This window comes from Vreelandella lionensis (assembly GCF_002087295.1).
Lineage (GTDB): Bacteria > Pseudomonadota > Gammaproteobacteria > Pseudomonadales > Halomonadaceae > Vreelandella > Vreelandella lionensis.
In genome coordinates, this window is the sequence record NZ_MWVI01000035.1 from 25443 (window position 1) to 46163 (window position 20721).

The 20721-nt window shown below is 56.5% G+C and carries 16 protein-coding genes and 3 pseudogenes; 15 read left to right on the top strand and 4 right to left on the bottom strand.

What is annotated here, in order from left to right:
- Positions 1-3: 3 nt before the first annotated feature.
- The 3 genes and pseudogenes from serC to B4967_RS04375 form a co-directional block, all read right to left on the bottom strand.
- Positions 4-1108: pseudogene (gene serC, locus B4967_RS04365) on the bottom strand (3-phosphoserine/phosphohydroxythreonine transaminase).
- Positions 1092-3791, bottom strand: coding sequence for a DNA gyrase subunit A (gene gyrA / locus B4967_RS04370; RefSeq protein WP_083023828.1), 2700 nt, complete (start codon positions 3789-3791; stop codon positions 1092-1094). The pseudogene serC and the gene gyrA overlap by 17 nt, the downstream one beginning before the upstream one ends.
- A 165-nt stretch (positions 3792-3956) precedes the next feature.
- A complete protein-coding gene (locus B4967_RS04375; protein WP_083023830.1) occupies positions 3957-4391 on the bottom strand; it encodes an acyl-CoA thioesterase in 435 nt (144 codons plus the stop codon).
- A 166-nt stretch (positions 4392-4557) separates the two neighbouring features.
- Here B4967_RS04375 and B4967_RS04380 point away from each other — a divergent pair, with 166 nt between their 5' ends.
- The 12 genes and pseudogenes from B4967_RS04380 to nth all read left to right on the top strand — a co-directional run bounded on the left by B4967_RS04380 (position 4558) and on the right by nth (position 16843).
- Positions 4558-5496, top strand: a complete 939-nt coding sequence (locus B4967_RS04380; RefSeq protein ID WP_083023831.1) for a recombination-associated protein RdgC — start codon at positions 4558-4560, stop codon at positions 5494-5496.
- Between the two features lie 58 nt (positions 5497-5554).
- Positions 5555-6736, top strand: a complete 1182-nt coding sequence (locus B4967_RS04385) for a 1-acyl-sn-glycerol-3-phosphate acyltransferase (RefSeq protein ID WP_083023833.1) — start codon at positions 5555-5557, stop codon at positions 6734-6736.
- Between the two features lie 135 nt (positions 6737-6871).
- Positions 6872-7153 (top strand): hypothetical protein, encoded by a 282-nt coding sequence (locus B4967_RS04390; RefSeq protein WP_083023835.1) that lies wholly within the window; start codon positions 6872-6874, stop codon positions 7151-7153.
- 111 nt (positions 7154-7264) lie between these two features.
- Positions 7265-9300 (top strand): annotated as a pseudogene (metG, locus tag B4967_RS04395) (methionine--tRNA ligase).
- A gap of 114 nt (positions 9301-9414) precedes the next feature.
- The gene (locus B4967_RS04400) at positions 9415-11004 is read left to right on the top strand and encodes a sensor domain-containing diguanylate cyclase (protein WP_083023836.1); all 1590 of its coding nucleotides are present in this window, start codon (positions 9415-9417) and stop codon (positions 11002-11004) included.
- The gene (rsxA, locus tag B4967_RS04405) at positions 11001-11582 is read left to right on the top strand and encodes an electron transport complex subunit RsxA (RefSeq protein WP_044627977.1); all 582 of its coding nucleotides are present in this window, start codon (positions 11001-11003) and stop codon (positions 11580-11582) included. Before B4967_RS04400 ends, rsxA begins: the two co-directional genes overlap by 4 nt.
- 5 nt (positions 11583-11587) lie before the next feature.
- Positions 11588-12169, top strand: a complete 582-nt coding sequence (gene rsxB, locus B4967_RS04410; protein ID WP_044627978.1) for an electron transport complex subunit RsxB — start codon at positions 11588-11590, stop codon at positions 12167-12169.
- On the top strand, positions 12156-13826 hold the full coding sequence (gene rsxC / locus B4967_RS04415) for an electron transport complex subunit RsxC (RefSeq protein ID WP_083023838.1): 1671 nt from the start codon (positions 12156-12158) through the stop codon (positions 13824-13826). Before rsxB ends, rsxC begins: the two co-directional genes overlap by 14 nt.
- On the top strand, positions 13823-14854 hold the full coding sequence (locus B4967_RS04420; protein WP_083023839.1) for an RnfABCDGE type electron transport complex subunit D: 1032 nt from the start codon (positions 13823-13825) through the stop codon (positions 14852-14854). Before rsxC ends, B4967_RS04420 begins: the two co-directional genes overlap by 4 nt.
- Positions 14851-15477, top strand: coding sequence for an electron transport complex subunit RsxG (gene rsxG, locus B4967_RS04425; RefSeq protein ID WP_083023841.1), 627 nt, complete (start codon positions 14851-14853; stop codon positions 15475-15477). Before B4967_RS04420 ends, rsxG begins: the two co-directional genes overlap by 4 nt.
- The gene (locus B4967_RS04430) at positions 15474-16175 is read left to right on the top strand and encodes an electron transport complex subunit E (protein WP_083023843.1); all 702 of its coding nucleotides are present in this window, start codon (positions 15474-15476) and stop codon (positions 16173-16175) included. The genes rsxG and B4967_RS04430 overlap by 4 nt, the downstream gene beginning before the upstream one ends.
- Before the next feature lie 29 nt (positions 16176-16204).
- Complete coding sequence (gene nth / locus B4967_RS04435) at positions 16205-16843, top strand: endonuclease III (protein WP_083023859.1); 639 nt, start codon at positions 16205-16207, stop codon at positions 16841-16843.
- Between the two features lie 19 nt (positions 16844-16862).
- On the opposite strand, the gene B4967_RS04440 is transcribed toward nth, so the two are convergent.
- The gene (locus tag B4967_RS04440) at positions 16863-17948 is read right to left on the bottom strand and encodes a tRNA-queuosine alpha-mannosyltransferase domain-containing protein (protein ID WP_083023908.1); all 1086 of its coding nucleotides are present in this window, start codon (positions 17946-17948) and stop codon (positions 16863-16865) included.
- Positions 17949-18086: 138 nt separating this feature from the next.
- On the opposite strand from B4967_RS04440, the gene B4967_RS04445 reads away from it, so the two are divergent.
- From B4967_RS04445 to B4967_RS04455, 3 genes and pseudogenes are all read left to right on the top strand, one after another.
- Positions 18087-18461, top strand: a complete 375-nt coding sequence (locus tag B4967_RS04445) for a response regulator transcription factor (RefSeq protein ID WP_083023861.1) — start codon at positions 18087-18089, stop codon at positions 18459-18461.
- A pseudogene (locus tag B4967_RS04450) lies at positions 18458-20516 on the top strand (3'-5' exonuclease). The gene B4967_RS04445 and the pseudogene B4967_RS04450 overlap by 4 nt, the downstream one beginning before the upstream one ends.
- Positions 20513-20719 carry a hypothetical protein gene (locus B4967_RS04455; RefSeq protein ID WP_044627986.1) on the top strand — a complete coding sequence of 69 codons (207 nt, stop codon included), beginning with the start codon at positions 20513-20515 and terminating at the stop codon, positions 20717-20719. Before B4967_RS04450 ends, B4967_RS04455 begins: the two are co-directional and overlap by 4 nt.
- The last annotated feature ends 2 nt before the right edge of the window (positions 20720-20721 follow it).

Consider the following 20721-nt stretch of genomic DNA (forward strand, 5'->3'; position numbering starts at 1 on the left):
TGGTTAGCCTCTTCGTTGTTCAAAATCCGCCATAAAGGCGATTAAGGCATCGACCGCCTCTTCTGGTACGGCGTTATATAAACTGGCGCGCATACCACCTACGCTGCGGTGGCCTTTAAGGTTTAGCAGGCCTGCCTCATCGGCTTCTTGTAAAAACGCTTTATCCAAACGCGCATCCGCCAAACACAAACGGTACGTTCATACGCGAACGGTTAGGTACGGCGATAGGGTTACTGTAGAAGGCGCTGGCATCAATGGTAGCGTAAAGCTTTTGCGCTTTGCGCTGATTCAGCGCATCCATTGCATCTAAGCCACCGATGTCATTTTTAAGCCATTGGAAAACCAAGCCCGATAGATACCAGGCATAAGTGGGCGGGGTGTTCACCATAGAGCCCGCTTCCGCCAGCATTTGATAATCAAAAAGTGATGGAATCGTGCTAGGAGCTTTACCTAGCAGATCGTCACGTACGACCACGATGGTTAACCCCGCCGGGCCGATATTTTTCTGCGCGCCAGCGTACACCACGCCAAAATCGCTGATATCAATCGGGCCAGAGAGAATATTCGACGACATATCGCACACCAGCGGCACGGCTGCACCGTCAGCGCGGGTTATCTGGGGCGTGTAATCAAACTCTAAACCGCCAATGGTTTCATTCGACGTGTAGTGCAGATAGGCCGCGTCATTGGTGATTGATAATGACGCCTCATCAGGCACGGCAGTGTGACCATTAGCCTCGCTGCTGGCAGCCACATGGCAGTTGAAGCCAAGCCGCTTGGCTTCACTTAACGCTTTCTTTCCCCAAATGCCTGTTTGGATAAAGTTAGCGCTACCGCCCTGGCCCAGTAAATTCATCGGCAGCATCGAGAACTGCATGCTTGCGCCGCCCTGCAAGAAGAGCACTTGGTAATTGCTGGGAATTGCTAGCAGTTCACGAAGATCTGCCTCGGCACGTTCTGCAATGGCAATAAACTCATCACTACGATGGCTCATCTCCATCACAGACAAACCACGACCCTGATAGTCAAGCAATTCGTTACGCGCTCGCTCTAAAACGGCGGTTGGCAGGGCCGCAGGCCCTGCACAAAAGTTATAATGACGTGTCATCGGTTCCCGGTTCCTGTGCGCCATTGTCTGCGTCTGCTGGCTCGCCTGCCTCTAAAACATCGGACTCTTCAGGCTCATCAACGCGTACGGTTTTCACCAGCTTCTCTTCTTTACCCAAGCGAATCAGCATCACACCCTGAGTATTACGCGAAGTCGTTGACACCTCTTCCACGCGAGTACGCACCAGCGTGCCGCGATCGGTAATCAGCATCATTTCGTCGCTGTCATACACCTGCATAGCGGCAACCAATGAGCCGTTACGCTCGCTGGTCTGCATCGCAATGACGCCCTGGCCGCCACGGCCGCGCAGCGGAAACTCCTCCAGTCGGGTGCGCTTGCCGTAGCCATTCTCACTGGCCGTCAGAATATAAATCTGGCCTTCGCCCTGGGCTTGCTCCACCGCCTCTGCCTGCGCAGCTACCTCAGCGTCGGTATCGGCTTCGGCATCAATCTGCTGGCTCTTCGGAATAATCAGACTGATAACTTCCGCATCGCCTGCCAAGCGCATACCACGTACGCCGCGAGCGGTACGGCCCATCGCGCGCACATTGCCCTCTTCAAAGCGAATCGCTTTGCCATTCGAGGAGAGCAGCATGGCGTGATCGGAACCCGATGTAATCGCAGCACCGACCAAGCGGTCACCCTCTTCCAGGTCAATCGCAATCAGGCCAACGCTACGCGGGCGAGAGAACTGCTCAAGGCTGGTACGTTTGACCGTACCATTTGCGGTGGCGAAGAAAATGTAATGCTCAGGGTCATAATCCCGGACCGGGAGAATGGCATTCACCGATTCGCCCTCTTCCAGCGGCAGCATGTTCACCAAAGGCTTGCCACGAGAGCCGCGGCTTGCATTGGGCATTTCGTACACTTTCAGCCAATACACCTTGCCACGGTTAGAGAAGAGCAGCACGGTGTCGTGGGTCGAAGCCACGAGCAGGTGCTCGATGACGTCTTCGTCTTTCATGGACGTCGCCGACTTGCCGCGACCGCCACGACGCTGAGCCTGATAATCAGACAGCGGCTGAGTCTTCGCGTAACCAGAGCGGGACACGGTAACCACCATATCCTCTTCCGCGATTAGGTCTTCAATGGAAAGATCCAGGTGGCTGGCTTGGATTTCCGTGCGGCGGTCATCGCCGAACTGATCACGCACCGCGTGCAGCTCTTCACGGATGACTTCCATCAGGCGGTCAGCGGAAGCCAGAATTTCGGTAAACTCGGCGATCTTCTCAAGAATCGAGAGGTACTCATCCAGCAGCTTCTCGGTTTCAAGCCCAGTAAGGCGGTGCAGGCGCAACTCAAGAATGGCCTGCGCCTGAGCGGGGGAAAGCCGATATTCGGTCGCTGACGGATTAAGACCAAAGCCTTCATCCAGATCCTCCGGCTTGCAGGAGGTCGCGCCAGCACGTTCCAACATCGCGGTTACCTGACCAGGCTTCCACACTTTCGCCAGCAGCTTTTCACGCGCTTCAGCGGCGTTAGGCGAGGCTTTAATCAGCTCAATGACTTCATCTATGTTCGAAATCGCGACGGCCAAACCTTCAAGCAGATGGCCACGCTCACGCGCTTTCTTAAGTTCATATAGCGTGCGCCGCGTCACCACTTCACGGCGGTGACGAATAAACGCTTCCAGCATCTCTTTGAGGTTCAACGTGCGGGGCTGGCCATTCTCCAGCGCCACCATGTTGATGCCGAATACGTTTTGCAGCTGCGTCTGGGCGAACAGATTATTGACGACCACTTCGCCGGACTCGCCGCGCTTGATCTCAATCACCACGCGCAGGCCGTCTTTATCCGACTCATCGCGCAGCTCAGCAATGCCTTCGATTTTCTTCTCTTTAACCAGCTCGGCAATCTTCTCAATCAACCGGGCTTTGTTCACCTGATAAGGCAGCTCAGTGATGATAATGTGATCGCGGCCGGTTTTATCGTCGTGCTCAATGGTGTGGCAAGCGCGTACGTAAATGCGGCCTCGCCCTGTACGGTAAGCATCCAAGATGCCTGCACGTCCATTGATAATGCCGCCGGTAGGAAAATCCGGGCCGGGAATGTACTGCATCAGATCATCGACGGTTAAGGTGTAGTCGTCGATCAGTGCCAAGCAGCCGTCAATCACTTCCCGCATGTTATGAGGCGGAATATTGGTGGCCATACCAACGGCGATACCTGATGACCCGTTAATTAACAGGTTAGGAACCTTGGTCGGCAGCACTTCAGGAATACGCTCGGTGCCGTCGTAGTTATCGACCCAATCGACCGTGTCTTTTTCTAGGTCAGCCAGCAGCTCGTGGGCTAGGCGCGACATACGCACCTCGGTGTAACGCATGGCCGCCGCGTTATCACCGTCGATGGAGCCAAAGTTACCTTGACCATCGACCAGCACATGGCGCATGGAAAAGTGCTGAGCCATCCGTACGATGGTGTCATACACCGCACTGTCGCCGTGCGGGTGGTATTTACCGATGACATCGCCGACGACACGCGCCGACTTCTTGTACGGTTTATTCCAGTCATTGCCCAGTTCATGCATGGCAAACAGCACACGCCGGTGAACGGGCTTCAGGCCGTCGCGCACATCAGGTAGCGCGCGGCCGATAATGACACTCATCGCATAGTCGAGGTACGACTGTTTGAGCTCGTCTTCAATATTGACGGGCAAGATTTCTCTGGCGATGTCACCCATGAAAGTCAGATCCTTTGCACTGCATTGGCACTGCGAGAGTTGAAAGCGCTTGAAAATGCCGCCTTTCGTCGTACGAGACTGAGTACATGAAGGCGGCGCGCAGATACCGTGACATCATACCACTGCATGCGCATCAAGGGCAGTCGGTGACACCGCCATTGCCATTTAGGCCGTAAACGCCTCTTTGGGCACGATCAGTCCCCGCAGCACGTCGCGCACCTCACCTTCGATGGCGGCGGCTTTATTGGCCTTCACATCCAGCAGCACGAAGGTGAGGTCTGCCTTGGCAACCAAGGTGCCATCTGCACGCACGATACGGTGGTGGCAAAGAGCACTACGCTCACCAACGTCGACGATGCCCGTTAATACCTGCAAATCATCACCCTGGACGGCCGCCGCGCGATAGTCGATGTTTAAATTAACCACCACGAATGCCCGCCCAGCGCTGTGAAGCTGCTGGATAAGCCGAGGGTGCTCATCGAAGAATGCCCAGCGCCCCTCCTCCATAAACTCCAGATAACGCGCGTTGTTGACATGACCATAGCCATCTAGGTGGTAACCACGGACCCGCATACTGACGTGGGAAATCGACTCAGACATAGCAACCTCTCTATTCACTCTTTACAAAATGGGCAAGGAATCATTAATACTCTGCAAATCAAACACAAGTTTTAAACTCGTGCAACAGCAAGTCGCTGCACCAAGGTGCTGGTAGGAAAGGCCGCGTTTCGACATAATGTGCCACCTTTTTCATAGGATCGGTGACATGTGGTTTAAGCACCTGCATTTATATCGCCTACACGGCGCTCCCGAGCTAGATAGCCAAACTCTGGCCAACGCATGGGATGAGCACGCGGCCAAGCCGCTAGGCAATGCGGATGCACGCCGCTTAGGCTGGACAGCGCCTGCGGGGCGGCTAGGTGGCGACCAGCGTCTGCATGAAATTCAGGGGCACCGCTTACTCTCTGCCCTACGCCAAGAGCGCCTGCTTCCCGCGTCGGTTGTCAAAGAAGAAGTCGACGAAAAAGTCGCCGACATCGAGGCCAGTGAGGGACGCAAAGTCACGCGCAAGGAAAAGACCGCGCTGAAAGAGCAGGTCACCGAAGAACTCATGCCCCGCGCCTTTGTCCGCAGCCAGAAAATTGACTTATGGTGGGACACTAAGCGCCAGCTCATTGGCGTTAATGCTAGCTCGCGCACCCGAGCAGAAGATGTATTGGACCTGCTGCGTGAGACACTCGGCAGCTTAAAAGCTACGCCACTGAGCAGCCAAACATTGCCGATACGCGCCATGACTACCTGGTTAGGCGACCCATCTAGCCGCCCAAGCGACCTACAGCTCGGCGACCAAGTGGAACTCAAGGCAAAAGGCGACGATGGCGTGCTACGCGCACGGCAAGTTGACCTAGACAGCGATGAAATTCAGCAGCTACTTGAGAGCGGACGCCAGGCCAGCAAACTGGCGATCAGCTTGGAAGGCCGCCTAAGCTTTGTGCTACATGACGATTTAGCGCTGAAGTCGCTGCGCTTTGGCGACGCACTGATTGAAGAAGCCGACCATGCCGACGACGGCGATGATGCGCTAGCCCGCCTGGAAACCGACTTTATTCTGATGGCCCAAGCGCTTTCTGACGATGTTACCCGCCTGCTGGAATGGCTTGGTGGCGAAACTCAGCGGGAACCGACGGCTCAGCAAGATACCTAACGCTCTATATTTTAAGCCGCAGCAACCCGATTATTTTTGCTTATATCCAACGGATCGCATGACTCATCACAATAACGCACCCAACACTGACACCACCAACGACCCATGGGCAGACATTCGCCCCTATATGGATCATGAGGTGGCCGATGTTCTTGAACGGCTCTCTCACGATAGTGAACTGCTTGACGCGCTTACCCGCTTTAGGCTGCCGCGCATGGCCAAATGGGCGCCGCCCGTAGCGCGAGCCCTGGCAGGCCACGCCATTCGCCGTGAAGTAAAGGGTGTTACCAGCGTTCGCGAATTTCAAATGCGCATTGCAAGCTATATGGAGCGCATGATCCGCACCACCACGGATGCCTTTGAGGTCTCGGGATTAGACAAACTCGACGACAACAGCGCTTATCTATTTATCGGCAATCATCGCGATATCTCGCTGGACCCCGCCTTTGTTAATTACGCGCTTTACCAGGCAGGCCGAGATACGGTACGTATTGCGATTGGCGACAACTTGCTGAAAAAGCCCTATGTAACCGACCTGATGCGGCTGAACAAAAGCTTTATTGTGCCGCGGAGCGCACGCGGAAAGCGGGCCATGTTGGCCGCTTATCAGCAGCTGTCGTCTTACATTCGCCACTCGATTACCGAAGACAATCACTCTATCTGGATGGCCCAGCGCGAAGGTCGTGCTAAAAACGGCATTGACCGCACCGACCCCGCCATTATCAAAATGCTCACGATGGCAAAGCGCCATGCAGAGCGAGATATGGTCTTTGGCGATGCCATTGCCGAGCTGAAGCTCGTTCCTGTATCGATTAGCTACGAGTACGATCCCTGCGACTTGCAAAAAGCCCAGGAACTGCATGATATCGCCACCCAGGGTAGCTACGCCAAGAGTGAGTTTGAAGACATCCGCTCAATTGTTTCTGGCATTACCGGCTCTAAAGGCCGCGTTCAGCTAAAATTTGGTACGCCGGTGGGTGCTGATATGGCGACACCTGACGAAGTGGCCGCTGAAATTGACCGCCAGGTGATTGGTGGTTACCGCCTCTTTCCCAGCCACTATCTGGCGCTTGAAGCGTTGGGTGAATCGCCGGAGCTGGTCGCTCGTAAGTCTATTACCCGTCAAGACCGGGAGCGATTCAAAGCACGACTGGCAAGTGTTCCAGACGAGTTGCAACCTTACTGGCTGGAGCAGTATGCCAACCCGGTGAAACATAAGGCGGGGCGACTCAGCGTATAAAGGCTTACATGCAGCGGCTTACCTAGTTAAGCGTAATGATCAACGCATGCTCGCAGCTCGAAAAAGTGCTATGGTCAAGGCATTCATTGGTCTCGCTTGGTAGCTTCATCAGGCGCGGTCTTAAGGAGACTCTCTATGTCCGCATCAGAAATTCAAAAAACACGTATTATCAACGAGCTACGCGGCTTTATTCGCAAGCTTCTGCAAGACCCTAAAATTCTAGAGCAGTCGCTGGCTATTGCACGCCAGCAAATGATTGAAGGCAGTAGTCCCGCCGTGATGGCACGTATTGCCAATGAGATTTCAGATACCACCAGTGTGCATATTCCTGAAGACCCGGCAGAGCACTCGGAAGCAGACAAGCTATTTTTAGAATTGCTGCGTGAAGTAGTTCAAGAAGAGCAAGCGCTCTACTAGTCTGTCAGGCTGAGCCTCTGGCTATTTGTATGCATTAACATGACATTACCGGCGAAGCACCTCCCCTTCGCCGTCTTTATTTGTACTGCCTAACCGGAATTATCACTCACCATGTCCAATACTGCCCCGCGCAACATTCTGGTGACGAGCGCCCTTCCCTATGCCAATGGCGCTATTCACTTAGGCCACCTGCTTGAGTACATCCAAACGGATATCTGGGTACGCTTCCAAAAGAGCCGTGGCCAGCAGTGTTACTACGTTTGTGCTGACGATGCTCACGGCACCGCGATTATGCTGCGTGCCGAGCAGGAAGGCATTTCCCCTGAAGCACTGATTGAACGCGTTTCCCAAGACCACCAGGAAGATTTCGCCCGCTTTGGCGTGGGGTTCGATAACTACCCCCCCCCCCACTCGGATGAGAACCGCTACTTCAGCTAGTTGATCTACACCCGCCTGCGCGATAAAGGCCATATTGCCACTCGCGATATCGAGCAGATGTTCGACCCGCAGAACGGTCTGTTTCTAGCCGATCGCTTCATCAAAGGCACCTGCCCGAAGTGCCACGCGGTCGATCAGTACGGCGATAACTGCGAAAAGTGCGGCGCAACCTACACACCTGCGGACCTGATCAATCCAGTTTCCGCCATCTCCGGTGCCACGCCCGAAGTACGCAGCTCCACGCACTACTTCTTCAAACTGCCGGACTTCGCCGACTTCCTGCAGCAGTGGATCAATGATGGCCACGTACAGCCACAAATCCGCAATAAGCTAATGGAGTGGTTTGAGTCTGGCTTTAACGAGTGGGATATTTCCCGCGATGCGCCCTACTTTGGTTTTGAGATTCCCGATGCGCCCGGCAAATACTTCTATGTATGGCTAGACGCCCCCATCGGCTATCTCGCCAGCTTTAAAAACCTCTGCGAGCGCGAAGGTATTGATTTCGATCGCTTCTGGGAAAAAGACTCAGACGCGGAGGTCTACCACTTCATTGGTAAAGACATCGTCTATTTCCACGCGCTGTTCTGGCCTGCCATGCTCCACGGTGCTGATTTGCGCACCCCCACGGCGGTAAACTGCCACGGCTTTTTGACCGTCGATGGTGCGAAGATGCCGAAATCGCGCGGCACCTTCATCAAGGCTGCCACTTACGCTGAACATCTCAACCCCGAGTACCTGCGTTACTACTTTGCCGCCAAGCTCACCTCCAAGGTGGATGATCTTGACCTAAATCTTGAAGACTTCGCTGCCCGAGTGAATTCAGATCTCGTCGGTAAGGTCGTGAACATTGCCAGTCGCTGTGCCGGTTTTGTCAAAAAACTCGGGGGCGGCACCCTCTCTGAGCACTGTGCCGAGCCGCAGATGGTTGCCCGCTTTATCGCTGCCGGTGACGACATTGCCGCCGACTTTGAAGCGCGTGAGTTTAGCCGCGCCATGCGCAAAATTATGGAATTGGCCGATGAAGCCAATACCTATATCGCTGAAAAAGAGCCCTGGGCACTTGCCAAGCAGGATGGTCGCGATCAAGAAGTACTGGAAATCTGCTCGGTGGGTATCAACCTATTCCGCCAGCTCATGGTGTATCTGGCACCGGTGGTGCCCACCATGGCAGAGCAAGCCCGTGAGTTTATAAATATTGACACTCTTGATTGGGAAAGCCGTGGTAATGTGCTGGTCAACCACCCGATCAACAAATTCAAACCGCTGATGACCCGAGTTGAACGGGACAAAATCGATGCCATGATCGACGCATCAAAAGAGGATCTGGTAGAAGAGCAGAAGCTAAAAAACACCCCGAAAGGCCCGCTAGCAGACGAGCCAATCGCGGATGAAATTAGCTTTGATGAGTTTGCCAAGGTTGACCTGCGCATTGCTCGGATTGCCAAAGCACAATATGTCGAGGGTGCTGACAAGCTACTACAGCTTACCCTGGATTTGGGTGGCGAAACCCGCAACGTCTTCTCTGGCATTCGTTCTGCGTACTCTCCAGAAGCCCTGGAAGGCCGCCTGACGGTGATGGTCGCCAACTTGGCGCCCCGCAAGATGCGCTTTGGTGTATCCGAAAGCATGGTGCTTGCTTCAGCGAATAAAGAGGGTATTTATCTGCTTCGCCGGATGCTGGCGCCGAGCCGGGTCAGCGTGTAACGTAACGCCGCCATTCACGGATGAAAGGGGCAAGGCGAACAGCCTGCCCCTTTTGTTTTTAGGCTACTTTCATTTAGACCCATTAATGGCCGTCATAAACATCAATACGAGTTTGCTCTATGGGCCAGCGCCTCTCTCTATCATTGCGTTTTCGTTTCTTTGCCGTATTAGGCGGGTTATTAATCGTCGCAATGATAGCGCTCGCGGTCATCAGCAAATGGTTGATTTTCCCAGCGCTACAGGCTGAAGAACACACCGCCGTGCAGCGCGAACTAGATCGGGCTGAGCGCAGCCTAATGCTCAATCAAGAGAGCCTGCTCGCCCAGGCACGGGACTGGGCGAACTGGGATGATAGCTACCAGTTTCTTGAAGGTAGCAACCCTCGCTATACCGAGGTCAACTTTAGCCAGCAGATGTTTGAAGACATGAACTACCACCTTATGGCGTTTTTTACCCTAGCAGGCGATGTTCATTTCTTGGCGGGGCTTGATCCAGTTACCCGTCGCTATCAAACCTGTACCGCAGCCGTTAACCGCTGTGGATGGATGGCCCCTTGGGTCGAGACGATGCAATCAGCCATCGCAAACCAGGTTGACCCGATAACGCTTTATATCGAACAGTGGCCCGCCATCGTGGCGGCTAGCCAAATTTTACGTACCGATGAGAGCGGCCCACCCAACGGCTGGCTGTTTAAAGTCCGAGCCATGGATGATGCCTGGCTTGAGCGCATGGCCGATTACACCGGGCTCCCCATATCGCTCAACGTCACACCCTACAACGCTGCAAAGGCTACCGAACTCACGTTTTCGGGCGACCAAGCCCGAGCATCACAGCAGTTTCCCGCCTTGGGAACGAACGAGGCTGTGTCGCTGGAGATCGAGTTAAATCGCGTGCAGTACCTCGCAAGCCTCGCCACCTTTCGCTACATCCTGCTCTGGACAGCCGGTTTGATGCTGCTTGTCATTGGCATGGTGCTATTACTGCTCGAGCGAATGGTGCTGAAGCCACTGCGCCAGCTCACCGCGTTCACACAGTCTGCGGGCCAGCTTAATGACAGTAATGGTTTAACCCAACGTCGCGATGAAATCGGTATCCTATCCAGAGCCTTTTCAGAACAGCTCAGCTGCCAACAGCAGCTCAATGCGGAACTGCTCCGCATGTCGACCCATGACTCACTGACGGAGCTTCCCAACCGGCGGTTATTCGATCAGCGCTTAACCTTAGCGGTGAGCCAAGCCAGTGCAGACAGTGAACCACTGGCCGTCATGATGCTGGATATCGATCACTTCAAACTCTACAACGACTATTATGGCCATCAGAAAGGAGACGAGTGCTTACAGCAAGTGGCGACGGCGCTGCATGGCATAGCCAACCAACATGACTTTCTTATTGCTCGTACCGGTGGAGAGGAGTTTAGCGCGCTGCTGCCAGGTATTACCCCGAAAGAGGCTACCGAATTTGCCAATGCGCTGATTGAGGCAGTCGACCAGCTTATGCTGCCCCACACCACGTCACCTGTTAGCCGCTATGTCACCATTAGCTTAGGCATCGGTATGCTAGAAGATAGTGAAACATCATTGCCAAGCGCAGTTATGGGCACCGCTGACCAAGCACTGTATTTAGCCAAAGCCAGCGGCCGCCACTGCATGGCTCTCTACAAGCCCCCTCTAGCCAGCCACCCTATTTCTAAGCAAAATACGCCGTCATGAATGAACTCTTCGTTATTTTGGTCAGCACCGCGCTGGTCAACAATTTTGTGTTGGTCCAATTTCTTGGGCTATGCCCGTTTATGGGTGTCTCGAACAAGCTCGAATCGGCAATGGGCATGTCGTTGGCCACCACGTTCGTGTTGACGCTAGCCTCTGCCGCTAGCTATGTGGTTTATCACGGCTTGCTGGTGCCCTTTGATATTACCTATCTGCGTACCATTAGCTTTATCGTCGTGATTGCCGCCGTGGTGCAGTTCACGGAAATCATGGTGCGCCAGCTCAGTCCGTTACTGCATCAGGTGCTGGGTATTTTTCTGCCACTGATTACCACCAACTGCGCCGTCCTCGGCGTGGCGCTGCTGTCGCTGAACCGAGAGCTGAGCTTTTTCCATACCACGCTGTATGGCCTGGGCGCTGCGTTAGGCTTTTCGCTGGTGCTTGTACTGTTTGCCGCCATGCGCGAACGCTTGGCTAGCGCAGATGTACCCAAGCCCTTTCGTGGTGCCGCTATCGCCATGATTACCGCCAGCCTCATGTCGTTGGCATTTCTCGGATTTTCCGGACTGGTACAGGGGTAACGGCCATGAGCGATTCATTTTCATGGTGGGGCGTGCTTAGCGCCGTCGGCGTACTCACCGGCCTGGGCATCACCTTTGGCGCGCTACTCGGCATGGCGAGCGCGCGCTTTAAAGGTGAAGAGAACCCGCTGGTTGAGAAAATTGATGCGCTGCTGCCACAAACCCAATGTGGCCAGTGCGGCTATCCCGGCTGTCGCCCCTACGCTGAAGCGATCAATCAGGGCGACGCCATCAATAAATGCCCTCCCGGCGGTGAGGCAACTATTCTCGCCCTAGCGGATATGCTCGGCCGTGACCCTGCCCCGCTAGATGGGGAAGCAGCCAGTGAAGATACCGTGGCGTATATCCGTGAAGCCGAGTGTATCGGCTGCACCAAGTGCATTCAGGCGTGCCCGGTAGATGCCATTATTGGCGCGGCTAAACAGATGCATACCGTAATCGAAGACGAGTGCACCGGCTGCGACCTCTGCGTAGCCCCCTGCCCGGTGGACTGCATCGACATGCTGCCCAGACGCAAGCCGCTGACACAGTGGGAGCCCATCGTGAGCGACCGCCAGCCATTAAGGAGCGCGCATGCCGGCCTATGAATTTCCCGGTGGCATCTACCCGCCCGAGCGTAAAGAGCGTTCTAATCAAGCGCCGCTGCGCCCCGCGCCGTTGCCCAGTGAGGTAACGCTACCGATGTCGCAGCATACCGGCAAGGCAGCGTGGCCCTGCGTCAACGTGGGCGATACAGTCAAAACAGGTACGCTAGTCGCCCGCCGAGATGGCATGGTCTCAGCCAACGTGCACGCCAGTATCAGCGGCACCGTGATCGAGATAACTGACAGCGTGATCATCATTCAAGGCGATGGCGAAGATCGCTGGGCCACGCTGCCACCGCTGGATTGGCGAACCACAGAGCGCGACGCGCTGCTGGAACGGCTAGATGACAGCGGGCTTATTGGGCTAGGGGGGGCTGGCTTTCCGGCCTATATCAAAGCTCAAGTCAACGAGCACCACGCCATTGATACGCTGGTGGTCGATGCCGCCGAATGTGAGCCTTACATTACCGCTGATGACCTCACGCTTCGCCACTATGCGGCGGATGTGCTTGAGGGGGCTCAATTGCTGGCCCGCCTATGTGGAGCCGCGCACATCATCGTCGGTATTGAAGATAACAAGCCTGAGGCTATTCAGGCGCTACAAGCTCTTCTTACGGTCATTGCTGACAGCGAACCGCTCGCGAGCGTGACGCTGAAGATAATCGAAACCCGCTATCCCAGCGGCGGAGAGCGCCAGCTGATTAAAAAGCTGCTGAACCGCGAAGTGCCTAGCGGTGGGCTACCGGCGGATATCGGCGTGCTATGCCACAACCCCGGAACGCTGCTCGCGGGTCTGCAAGCGGTACGCGACGGACTACCGCTGGTCGCAAGGGTCGTTACCCTAACTGGTGATGCCATTACCCAGCCCGGCAACTACTGGGTTCGTGTAGGCACCTCGGTAGACGCGCTGCTGGCGCAGGTTGGCGTGGACGACGAGCAGTTGCATCAAGTGGTGGTCGGCGGGCCGATGATGGGCACGCCGCTTACGTCATTAGACACTCCCGTCACCAAAACGACCAACTGCCTGATTGCCGCGACAAAAGAGGAGCTGCCGCCAGCACCCGCAGAAGCCCCCTGCATTCGCTGCGGCGCTTGTGAAAGTGTGTGCCCTGCTCAACTGCTTCCCCAGCAGTTGCACTGGTACGCCCGTGCCGAAAACGATGCCGCCCTTGAAGCCCATCATCTGTTCGACTGTATTGAGTGCGGTGCCTGCAGCTACGTTTGCCCCAGCGCGATCCCTTTGGTGCAGGACTACCGCTCCTCCAAACAGCGCATCCGGTATAAACGCATCGAAACCGCCAAAGCGGAACACGCCAAGCACCGCTTTGAGTTCCGCCAAGCGCGGCTGGCCAGGGAAGAAGCGGAGAAGAAGGCGCGCCGTCAGGCACGGCTCGCCCAGCAGCAGTCCGCTTCCAGCGACGCTAAGGGCACTCAAGCTGTTCCCGTGGCAGACCTTCGCAGCCTGCGCATCGCTCAAACGGCCGCCAAAGCCGCCGTACGAAAAGCGGAGAAAGTGTTGGCACGGGCCGCCGCTCAAGACCCGCAGCAGCGCCACGACGATTTGGAGACCCAGCTCGCCACTGCCCAAGAAAATCTAAAAGCGGCAGAAGCACGATTGGCCGAAGCTCGCGCCGCCAGTGAACAGAAGGAAGCGCCATGAGGATGATGCACGCCCCCCAGCGGGGTAAAGCGCCATCAACAGCCCATGTGATGCGCTGGGTCATCGCCGCCACGCTTCCGGGCCTTGCGGTGATGACGCTCTATTTTGGCCTAGGGGTACTCAGCAACGTACTGATCGCGGCGCTTTGGGCCGTCGCCGCTGAAGCGCTCATTCTGCGCCTGCGCCACCGCCCCATTTGGCCGACGCTCAACGACTCCAGCGCCCTGCTCACTGGCGTGTTGCTAGGCGCCTCGTTGCCACCTGCGAGCCCCTGGTGGCTAATTGGCGTTGGGGTGATCGCCGCCGTCGTCGTCGCGAAGCAGCTCTATGGCGGCTTGGGGCACAATCCGTTCAACCCTGCGATGGTGGGCTATGCGCTGCTGCTGGTGTCGTTTCCCACCCATATGACGCCCTGGGCACCGCCCCAACCGCTTTGGCCCGACTCCCTCTGGCCACAAATAATGGGAACACTACCCACGTCAGCGCTCGATGGCCTGAGCGGAGCCAAACCCTTAGATGCCCTCAAACATAAAGGCGACGCAGTGCTCGCCAGCGAGTTCTGGGCATCGTCGCCGCTCCCTGAAGGAACGCTGAATGCTTGGCGTAATATCGCGCTGGCATGGCTGGCAGGGGGCGTGGTGTTGATCGTCAAACGACTGATCAGCTGGCATATTCCGGTCGCTATGCTGGGCAGTATGATGCTGCTCTCAGCGCTGTTTTATGCCAGCGACACTAGCCACTTTGGCTCACCGCTGTTTCATCTGCTCACCGGGGCGACGCTGTTTGGTGCCTTCTTTATTGCCACCGACCCGGTCTCAGCGGCCACTAGTCGTCAGGGGAAGCTGTTATACGGTGCGGGGATTGGCGTGCTGGTCATCCTGATTCGTAATTTAGGCGGCTACCCGGATGCCGTCGCCTTTGCCGTGCTGCTGATGAATCTCTGCGTGCCGCTGCTGGACATGGTCAGCGTGCCACGCCCGGTCGGTCAAGCTACTGCTCGGGCTGATGAAAGGAAGAGCGCGCCATGACCACTCAACACGCTATGCTGCGTGGCGCGCTGGCCCTTGGCCTGTTTGCCTTGGTCACTGCCGGCAGCGTCGCCCTCACCCGCGCCGTGACCGCGGAGCGTATTGCCGAGCACCAGCTTGCTTATCAGCATCGTCAGTTGCAGGAGGTGCTGCCCGCTTCACTGGCCTCGGTGCCGGTTCAGGTCGTATTAGAGAGCGCGTTTTCGCTACCCGACCCAGCGCCGCTGGGCCATCGAACACCACAAGAGGGCTGGCGGGTGCAGCAAGGCAGCAGCACCGCGACTATTCTGCCGGTCGTGACACGCCAAGGGTATAACGGTGAAATTCGCCTGCTAGTTGCCATCAACCAAAGCGGGCAACTCACCGGGGTGCGGGTGACTCACCACCAAGAGACGCCAGGTCTTGGCGATGATATCGAGCGGTCACGCAGCGCCTGGATCACATCATTCAACGGCCTAAGCCTTGAGAGCCTGCCCCCAAGCGGCTGGGCCGTGAGCAAAGAGGGCGGCGAATTCGACAGCTTTACCGGCGCAACGATTACCCCACGGGCCGTCATCAATGCCGTACACGATGCGATGCGCTACTATCAGCGCGAACTCGCTCAGCAGGAGCCCACACCATGAGCCAGTGGACACAGCTTGCCCGAGAAGGGCTTTGGTCAAATAACCCGGCGCTGGTGCAGCTACTGGGGCTTTGCCCGCTGCTGGCGGTCAGCGCCACGGTGGTGAATGCGCTAGGCTTGGCGCTGGCCACTCTGCTGGTCTTGGTAGGCTCCAGCACAACAACCTCGCTCATTCGCCACCAGGTGCCTAGCGCCGTGCGGCTCCCCGCGTTTGTGATGGTGATTGCCGCTTTTGTGACCTGCGCTGCGCTGCTCATGGCCGCGTTTGCTTACTCGCTCTATCAAATATTGGGGATTTTCATCCCACTCATCGTGACTAACTGCGCCATTTTGGGCCGGGCGGATGCGTTTGCCTCCCGCCAGCCCGTGCTGCCTGCGGCAGTCGATGGGCTGATGACGGGGCTGGGCTTTGGTGCGGTATTAGTGCTGATGGGCGCAATCCGCGAGTTGGTGGGCCAAGGGACGCTGTTTAGCGACATGGCGCTTCTGTTTGGGCCGGTTGCCGCTCACTGGCAGATCACCCTGGTGGCGGATTACCAGTTTCTCTTTTTCATCCTGCCCCCCGGCGCGTTCTTCGTGGCAGGGCTTTTGATCGCGCTGAAAAACGTGCTGGATCAGCGTCGCGCCGCCCGCGCTCAGCCCGTCAACGTCGCACCGCGAGCCGAGCGTCGTGTGCGGGTAACCGGCACCATTAAATAAGCACCATTCAATAACCAAGAGAACACGCCATGAATGCTCAAAAGCGTCATGAGATATTTGCGCGCCTCCAGGCGGAAAACCCACACCCCACCACCGAGCTCAACTGGAGCACGCCCTTTGAGCTATTGGCAGCGGTACTGCTCTCCGCCCAAGCAACGGATGTGGGCGTGAATAAAGCCACGGCCAAGCTTTATCCGGTCGCGAATACCCCTGAGGCGATCATTGAGCTGGGTATTGATGGCCTAAAGCAGCACATTAAAACCATTGGCCTGTTTAACACCAAGGCAGAAAATTTAATGAAGACCTGCCACCTGCTGGTCAATCAGCACGGCGGCGAGGTTCCCAACACCCGTCAAGCCTTGGAAGCGCTGCCCGGTGTCGGGCGTAAAACCGCCAATGTGATTTTAAACACCGCCTTTGGCCAGCCTACTATCGCGGTGGATACGCATATTTTTCGCGTTTCGAACCGTACCGGTATCGCCAAAGGTAAAGACGTGGTGGAAGTCGAGCAGAAGCTGTTGCGCCACGTTCCCAGCGCCTTTAAACAAGATGCCCACCACTGGCTGATTTTACACGGGCGCTACACCTGCATTGCGCGTAAACCCCGCTGCGGTAGCTGCATCATCGAAGATCTATGCGACTATAAAGAAAAGACCGAGCTTGCCTAACGGCACGCCAACGCCAGGATCACTCTATGCCGAGCAGGTCATTAGTTGCCCCCTCCACCAGCAGCTGACGATACGTTTCTCGCCAGCGCGGCCACTGCCATGGCTGAGTATCCATCTGCGCGGGCTGGCTACCGGGGTCTAACAGCCACGCTTTCAAGCGCTGATAGAGCCCCTCTTGTGTACCATCGTAGCGATATTGGGCGGGATAAAGTTCAGGAAAGCAGAGCCTATCCGGTACCAGCGGCGTGGCTCCTCGCTGGGCAGCCTCCATGATCGCCAGCCCCTGAAACTCATGCCAAGTGGTTGACACCACAATACCGCCACCGTTGAGCAGCGCGCGGTACTCCGCCTCTGGCTGCGGCCCCCAGCAGATAATATGCTCAGCCAGGCGCACCTGCGCCTCGGCAAATACCGGCGGCACGTCGCGAAACTGCTGGCCAAGCACCGCCAACTCAAAGGGCACCTGCTGCTCGTTTAGCTTGAACAGCACCGCGAAGAAGTCCTCCGGGTTTTTGTCATACTCCCAACGTTGATTCCAAATCAGCCGCTGCGGGTTTGAGTTACCAGCGGCGGCACAGTTAGCAGGCGCGATGGGCACGGGCACCACGCGAGCACTTTGGCGTAGCCGTTCTAGCGGTTTAGCCGCGGGTAGATTTTCCGGCATTTTCTTTAAAAAACGCCGCGCACCATCAAAAAAAGAGTCCCGGTTATAGGCCGTATTGAACACAAGGACATCTGCCGCCAGTGCCGCATACAAGTTGACCATTTTGGCTTCTACCTGGGGCATCTGCTCGCTGGATTCTGGGTAGGCAAACTGATTTTCGTGAAAATAGACGATCTTTCTTGCTCGCCCCAGATGGGGAAACAGCCCCACTAAGGTGGCGATATCTACCATAGACGTTGCCAGCACTACATCGTAGGGCTGATTTAACCGCTCGTACTCTTTTAACCACCAGCTCAACGGGTTGCCACGAATGCGCCAGGAGAAGTGGCGAGGAGGCAAGCTTAGCAACGTCCAGGCTACCTCGTTCACTTCAGCCATTAAGCTGTTAGCCCAATAACGGTGGCTAACCGCTTCATAAGCCGATAACAATAAAACGCGCACCATCCTGCCTACCGGTGAAAGGTTCTCTTCATACACAGCATTCGGCCAAGGTCGTCTTGGCCGAATGCTGTACGCTACATACACTTAAACCATCGCTAGCAGTCGCACTGCTCATCTAACGCCGCTGAGGAGACCGTAATGGCCAACGTATTAGTGGTCGATGATGAACCCAATATCCTACTCTCCCTTGAGTTCCTCATGTCCCATGCCGGGCTGACGGTGACGACAGCGCCCGATGGCGAAACCGCGCTGCTGAGAATTGCCGATGCATCCCCCGACCTGTTGTTACTGGACATCAGCTTGCCGGGCATCAGTGGCTTTGAAGTGCTGGAGCAGCTGCGCCGCTCAGAGTCCGAACGGCATTTACCGGTGATTATGTTAACGGCTCATGGCCGTGAAGTAGAGCGGGAAAAAGGCTTTGCGCTGGGCGCAGATGACTACGTCACCAAGCCTTTCTCTACCCAACAGCTTGTAGAGAAGGTCAAAGCCCTGTTAGCCGAGCGTGCACCATGACACGCAAGGGCCTTCCTAAACGCCAACGCTTGGTCGGCGTGTGGCTGCTGCTAAGCGGCGTTAGCTTAGTAGGGGGAGCGCTCTTTGCCGCTTGGTTAGATAGCCAGCTGGCACTTTCAGGCGTGGCGCGTGCGGCTCTATGGCTAGGCAGGTTTTCAGGCGGCATCACGCCTTTTTTTAATGGGCCTGCTGCTGGAGCGCATGCTATTTACACCCCTTCGCCACCTTCAAGCGCAGCTGGCACGCTGGGTAGCCAACCCAGATGCCCAAGACGAACACACTGCAGAGGGCTGGTTAAAAGGGCTTGGCCCAGACCTTCGCCGCGTCAGCCACAGCTGGCGCGCCGACCGCTCACGACTCGCCACCGCCCATGCAGAAGGAGCGCGTAGCGCATCGCGTATACGCCAAGAGCTTGAAACGTTGCTGCAGGTGCTTGAAACACCGCTGTTACTTTGCGACCGGCACCGGCGGGTGATGTTGTTTAATCAGGCTGCCGAAAACTTCTTTGCGGGTAATACCGGCCTGGGGCTTGGTAAACGTCTGGATGCCCTGCTGCCGACAGCTACCCTTGCCAACGCCATAGCACAACTACCCGACGACGGCTCGCCTCGGGAAATGCTCGCCCCCTGTGACCAGCGCTGGTTAAAGGTTGTCATTCGCCGGGTCCCCGGCAGTGAACGCGAAACGCTGGTGACCTGTAGCGATGCGACCACCACCTGGAATAACGAAATGGGCGTGCGGGCCGAACTTAATCATCTATTGCCGCCACTTCGCCAGCACTCCGCCAGCTTAAGCAGCGCCGCTGATGCGCTGCGTCAAATTCCCCCCTCAGAAACGTCGCTTGAGCTACGAGCACGTTTAGAGCAAGTAGTGCACGATGAGAGCCAAGCATTAAACAAGCACGTCGCGGAGATTGGCTCGCTGCTGGACGATCTTCAGTACCACGGCGAACGTTTAAGACCCATTTGGTCCAACGATTTTTGGCAATCGCTGGATGAGCGCCTTGACCCTGCCCACCGCTTAATCACCCCTATCGGCGTGCCCGCTTGGTTTAAAGGCGACGCCCCCGCGCTGATTGAGCTATTCCACTCTCTGGTGGATCACCTGCGCTGCCACTTGCCCAGCAGCGGTTTTGAAGGTGAAGTCACGCTCAACCCAAAACGCGCTTACGTTGACTTGATTTGGCAAGGCTCCCCCGTCCCCGAAGGCGAGCTCACCATTTGGCGCGAGCACCCGCTGACCACGCTACCGCTTAGCCCCTCAGTCGCGGATATTCTGCGCCAGCACGCGACCGATATCTGGAGTGTTGCCGATGCGGATAAACGCCACGCACGACTAAGACTGCCGCTACCAACGATTGCACAAGCCCAAGCGCCTCGTGAGCTCGCCCCTCCGCGCCCGGAATTCCATGACTTTGGCATCGCCCAGCTCCCTGCGCCTGACGTGGCTCTGGCTAGCAGAGCTCTACGCTGCCTAGATATCGTGGCGTTTGATACGGAGACTACTGGCCTTGAGCTGCGCCGAGGAGACACGGTGATTAGCCTGGGCGCCTGCCGGATCGTCAATGGCCGTTTACTGGCGAATGATGCGTTTGATCATTTCGTGGACCCGAAGCGCGCCATTCCTGCTGCCAGTACGGTGATTCACGGCATTACCGATGCGGATGTCGCGGGCGCTGCCCCCCTTGAAACAGTGCTTGACCTGTTTCGTGATTACGTCGGTGAGGCCGTGCTGCTCGCCCATAATGCGGCTTTCGATATGCTGGCCATTAGCGACCATGGCGTTGCCTTTGATATTCCCGTTTTAGACACACTGCTTATTTCAAAAGCGCTCGATGAAGCATTGGATGGTCACGATTTAGACACGCTAGCCAAGCGCTATGACCTCCACTTTCCACCGGGCACTCGCCACACGGCGTTAGGTGATGCCCGCGTTACCGCAGAGCTATGGCTATCACTGCTGCCACGGCTCGAGGCCCGAGGCATTGATACGCTGGAAGAGCTGCTTGCCCTGCAGGCAAATGCCTTTGATAAAGAGGATGCCAGCGCGCCATGAACCCCTTCAGCGCTCCCTCCCGCAGGCGCGAACGGCTCATCGCGTTGGCCCTGCTGGCACTGTTTATGTTTTGCCCACCGATGCTGCTTATTGTTGATCGTTTACCGGGCCTGCTGGGTTGGCTACCGCTCTACCTATTTGTCGTTTGGGGAGCGCTCATTGGATTCACCGCTTGGCTGGTTGAGCCTCCCAAGGAACCATGACC

Excerpts from the sequence above, each read along its gene's own strand:
- nth (WP_083023859.1), top strand. The coding sequence starts at position 16,205 with ATGAATGCTCAAAAGCGTCATGAGATATTTGCGCGCCTCCAGGCGGAA.
- B4967_RS04400 (WP_083023836.1), top strand. The coding sequence starts at position 9,415 with ATGGGCCAGCGCCTCTCTCTATCATTGCGTTTTCGTTTCTTTGCCGTA.
- rsxB (WP_044627978.1), top strand. The coding sequence starts at position 11,588 with ATGAGCGATTCATTTTCATGGTGGGGCGTGCTTAGCGCCGTCGGCGTA.
- B4967_RS04430 (WP_083023843.1), top strand. The coding sequence starts at position 15,474 with ATGAGCCAGTGGACACAGCTTGCCCGAGAAGGGCTTTGGTCAAATAAC.
- B4967_RS04455 (WP_044627986.1), top strand. The coding sequence starts at position 20,513 with ATGAACCCCTTCAGCGCTCCCTCCCGCAGGCGCGAACGGCTCATCGCG.
- B4967_RS04420 (WP_083023839.1), top strand. The coding sequence starts at position 13,823 with ATGAGGATGATGCACGCCCCCCAGCGGGGTAAAGCGCCATCAACAGCC.
- rsxG (WP_083023841.1), top strand. The coding sequence starts at position 14,851 with ATGACCACTCAACACGCTATGCTGCGTGGCGCGCTGGCCCTTGGCCTG.
- rsxC (WP_083023838.1), top strand. The coding sequence starts at position 12,156 with ATGCCGGCCTATGAATTTCCCGGTGGCATCTACCCGCCCGAGCGTAAA.
- B4967_RS04385 (WP_083023833.1), top strand. The coding sequence starts at position 5,555 with ATGACTCATCACAATAACGCACCCAACACTGACACCACCAACGACCCA.
- rsxA (WP_044627977.1), top strand. The coding sequence starts at position 11,001 with ATGAATGAACTCTTCGTTATTTTGGTCAGCACCGCGCTGGTCAACAAT.
- B4967_RS04375 (WP_083023830.1), bottom strand. The coding sequence starts at position 4,391 with ATGTCTGAGTCGATTTCCCACGTCAGTATGCGGGTCCGTGGTTACCAC.
- B4967_RS04380 (WP_083023831.1), top strand. The coding sequence starts at position 4,558 with ATGTGGTTTAAGCACCTGCATTTATATCGCCTACACGGCGCTCCCGAG.
- B4967_RS04445 (WP_083023861.1), top strand. The coding sequence starts at position 18,087 with ATGGCCAACGTATTAGTGGTCGATGATGAACCCAATATCCTACTCTCC.
- gyrA (WP_083023828.1), bottom strand. The coding sequence starts at position 3,791 with ATGGGTGACATCGCCAGAGAAATCTTGCCCGTCAATATTGAAGACGAG.
- B4967_RS04390 (WP_083023835.1), top strand. The coding sequence starts at position 6,872 with ATGTCCGCATCAGAAATTCAAAAAACACGTATTATCAACGAGCTACGC.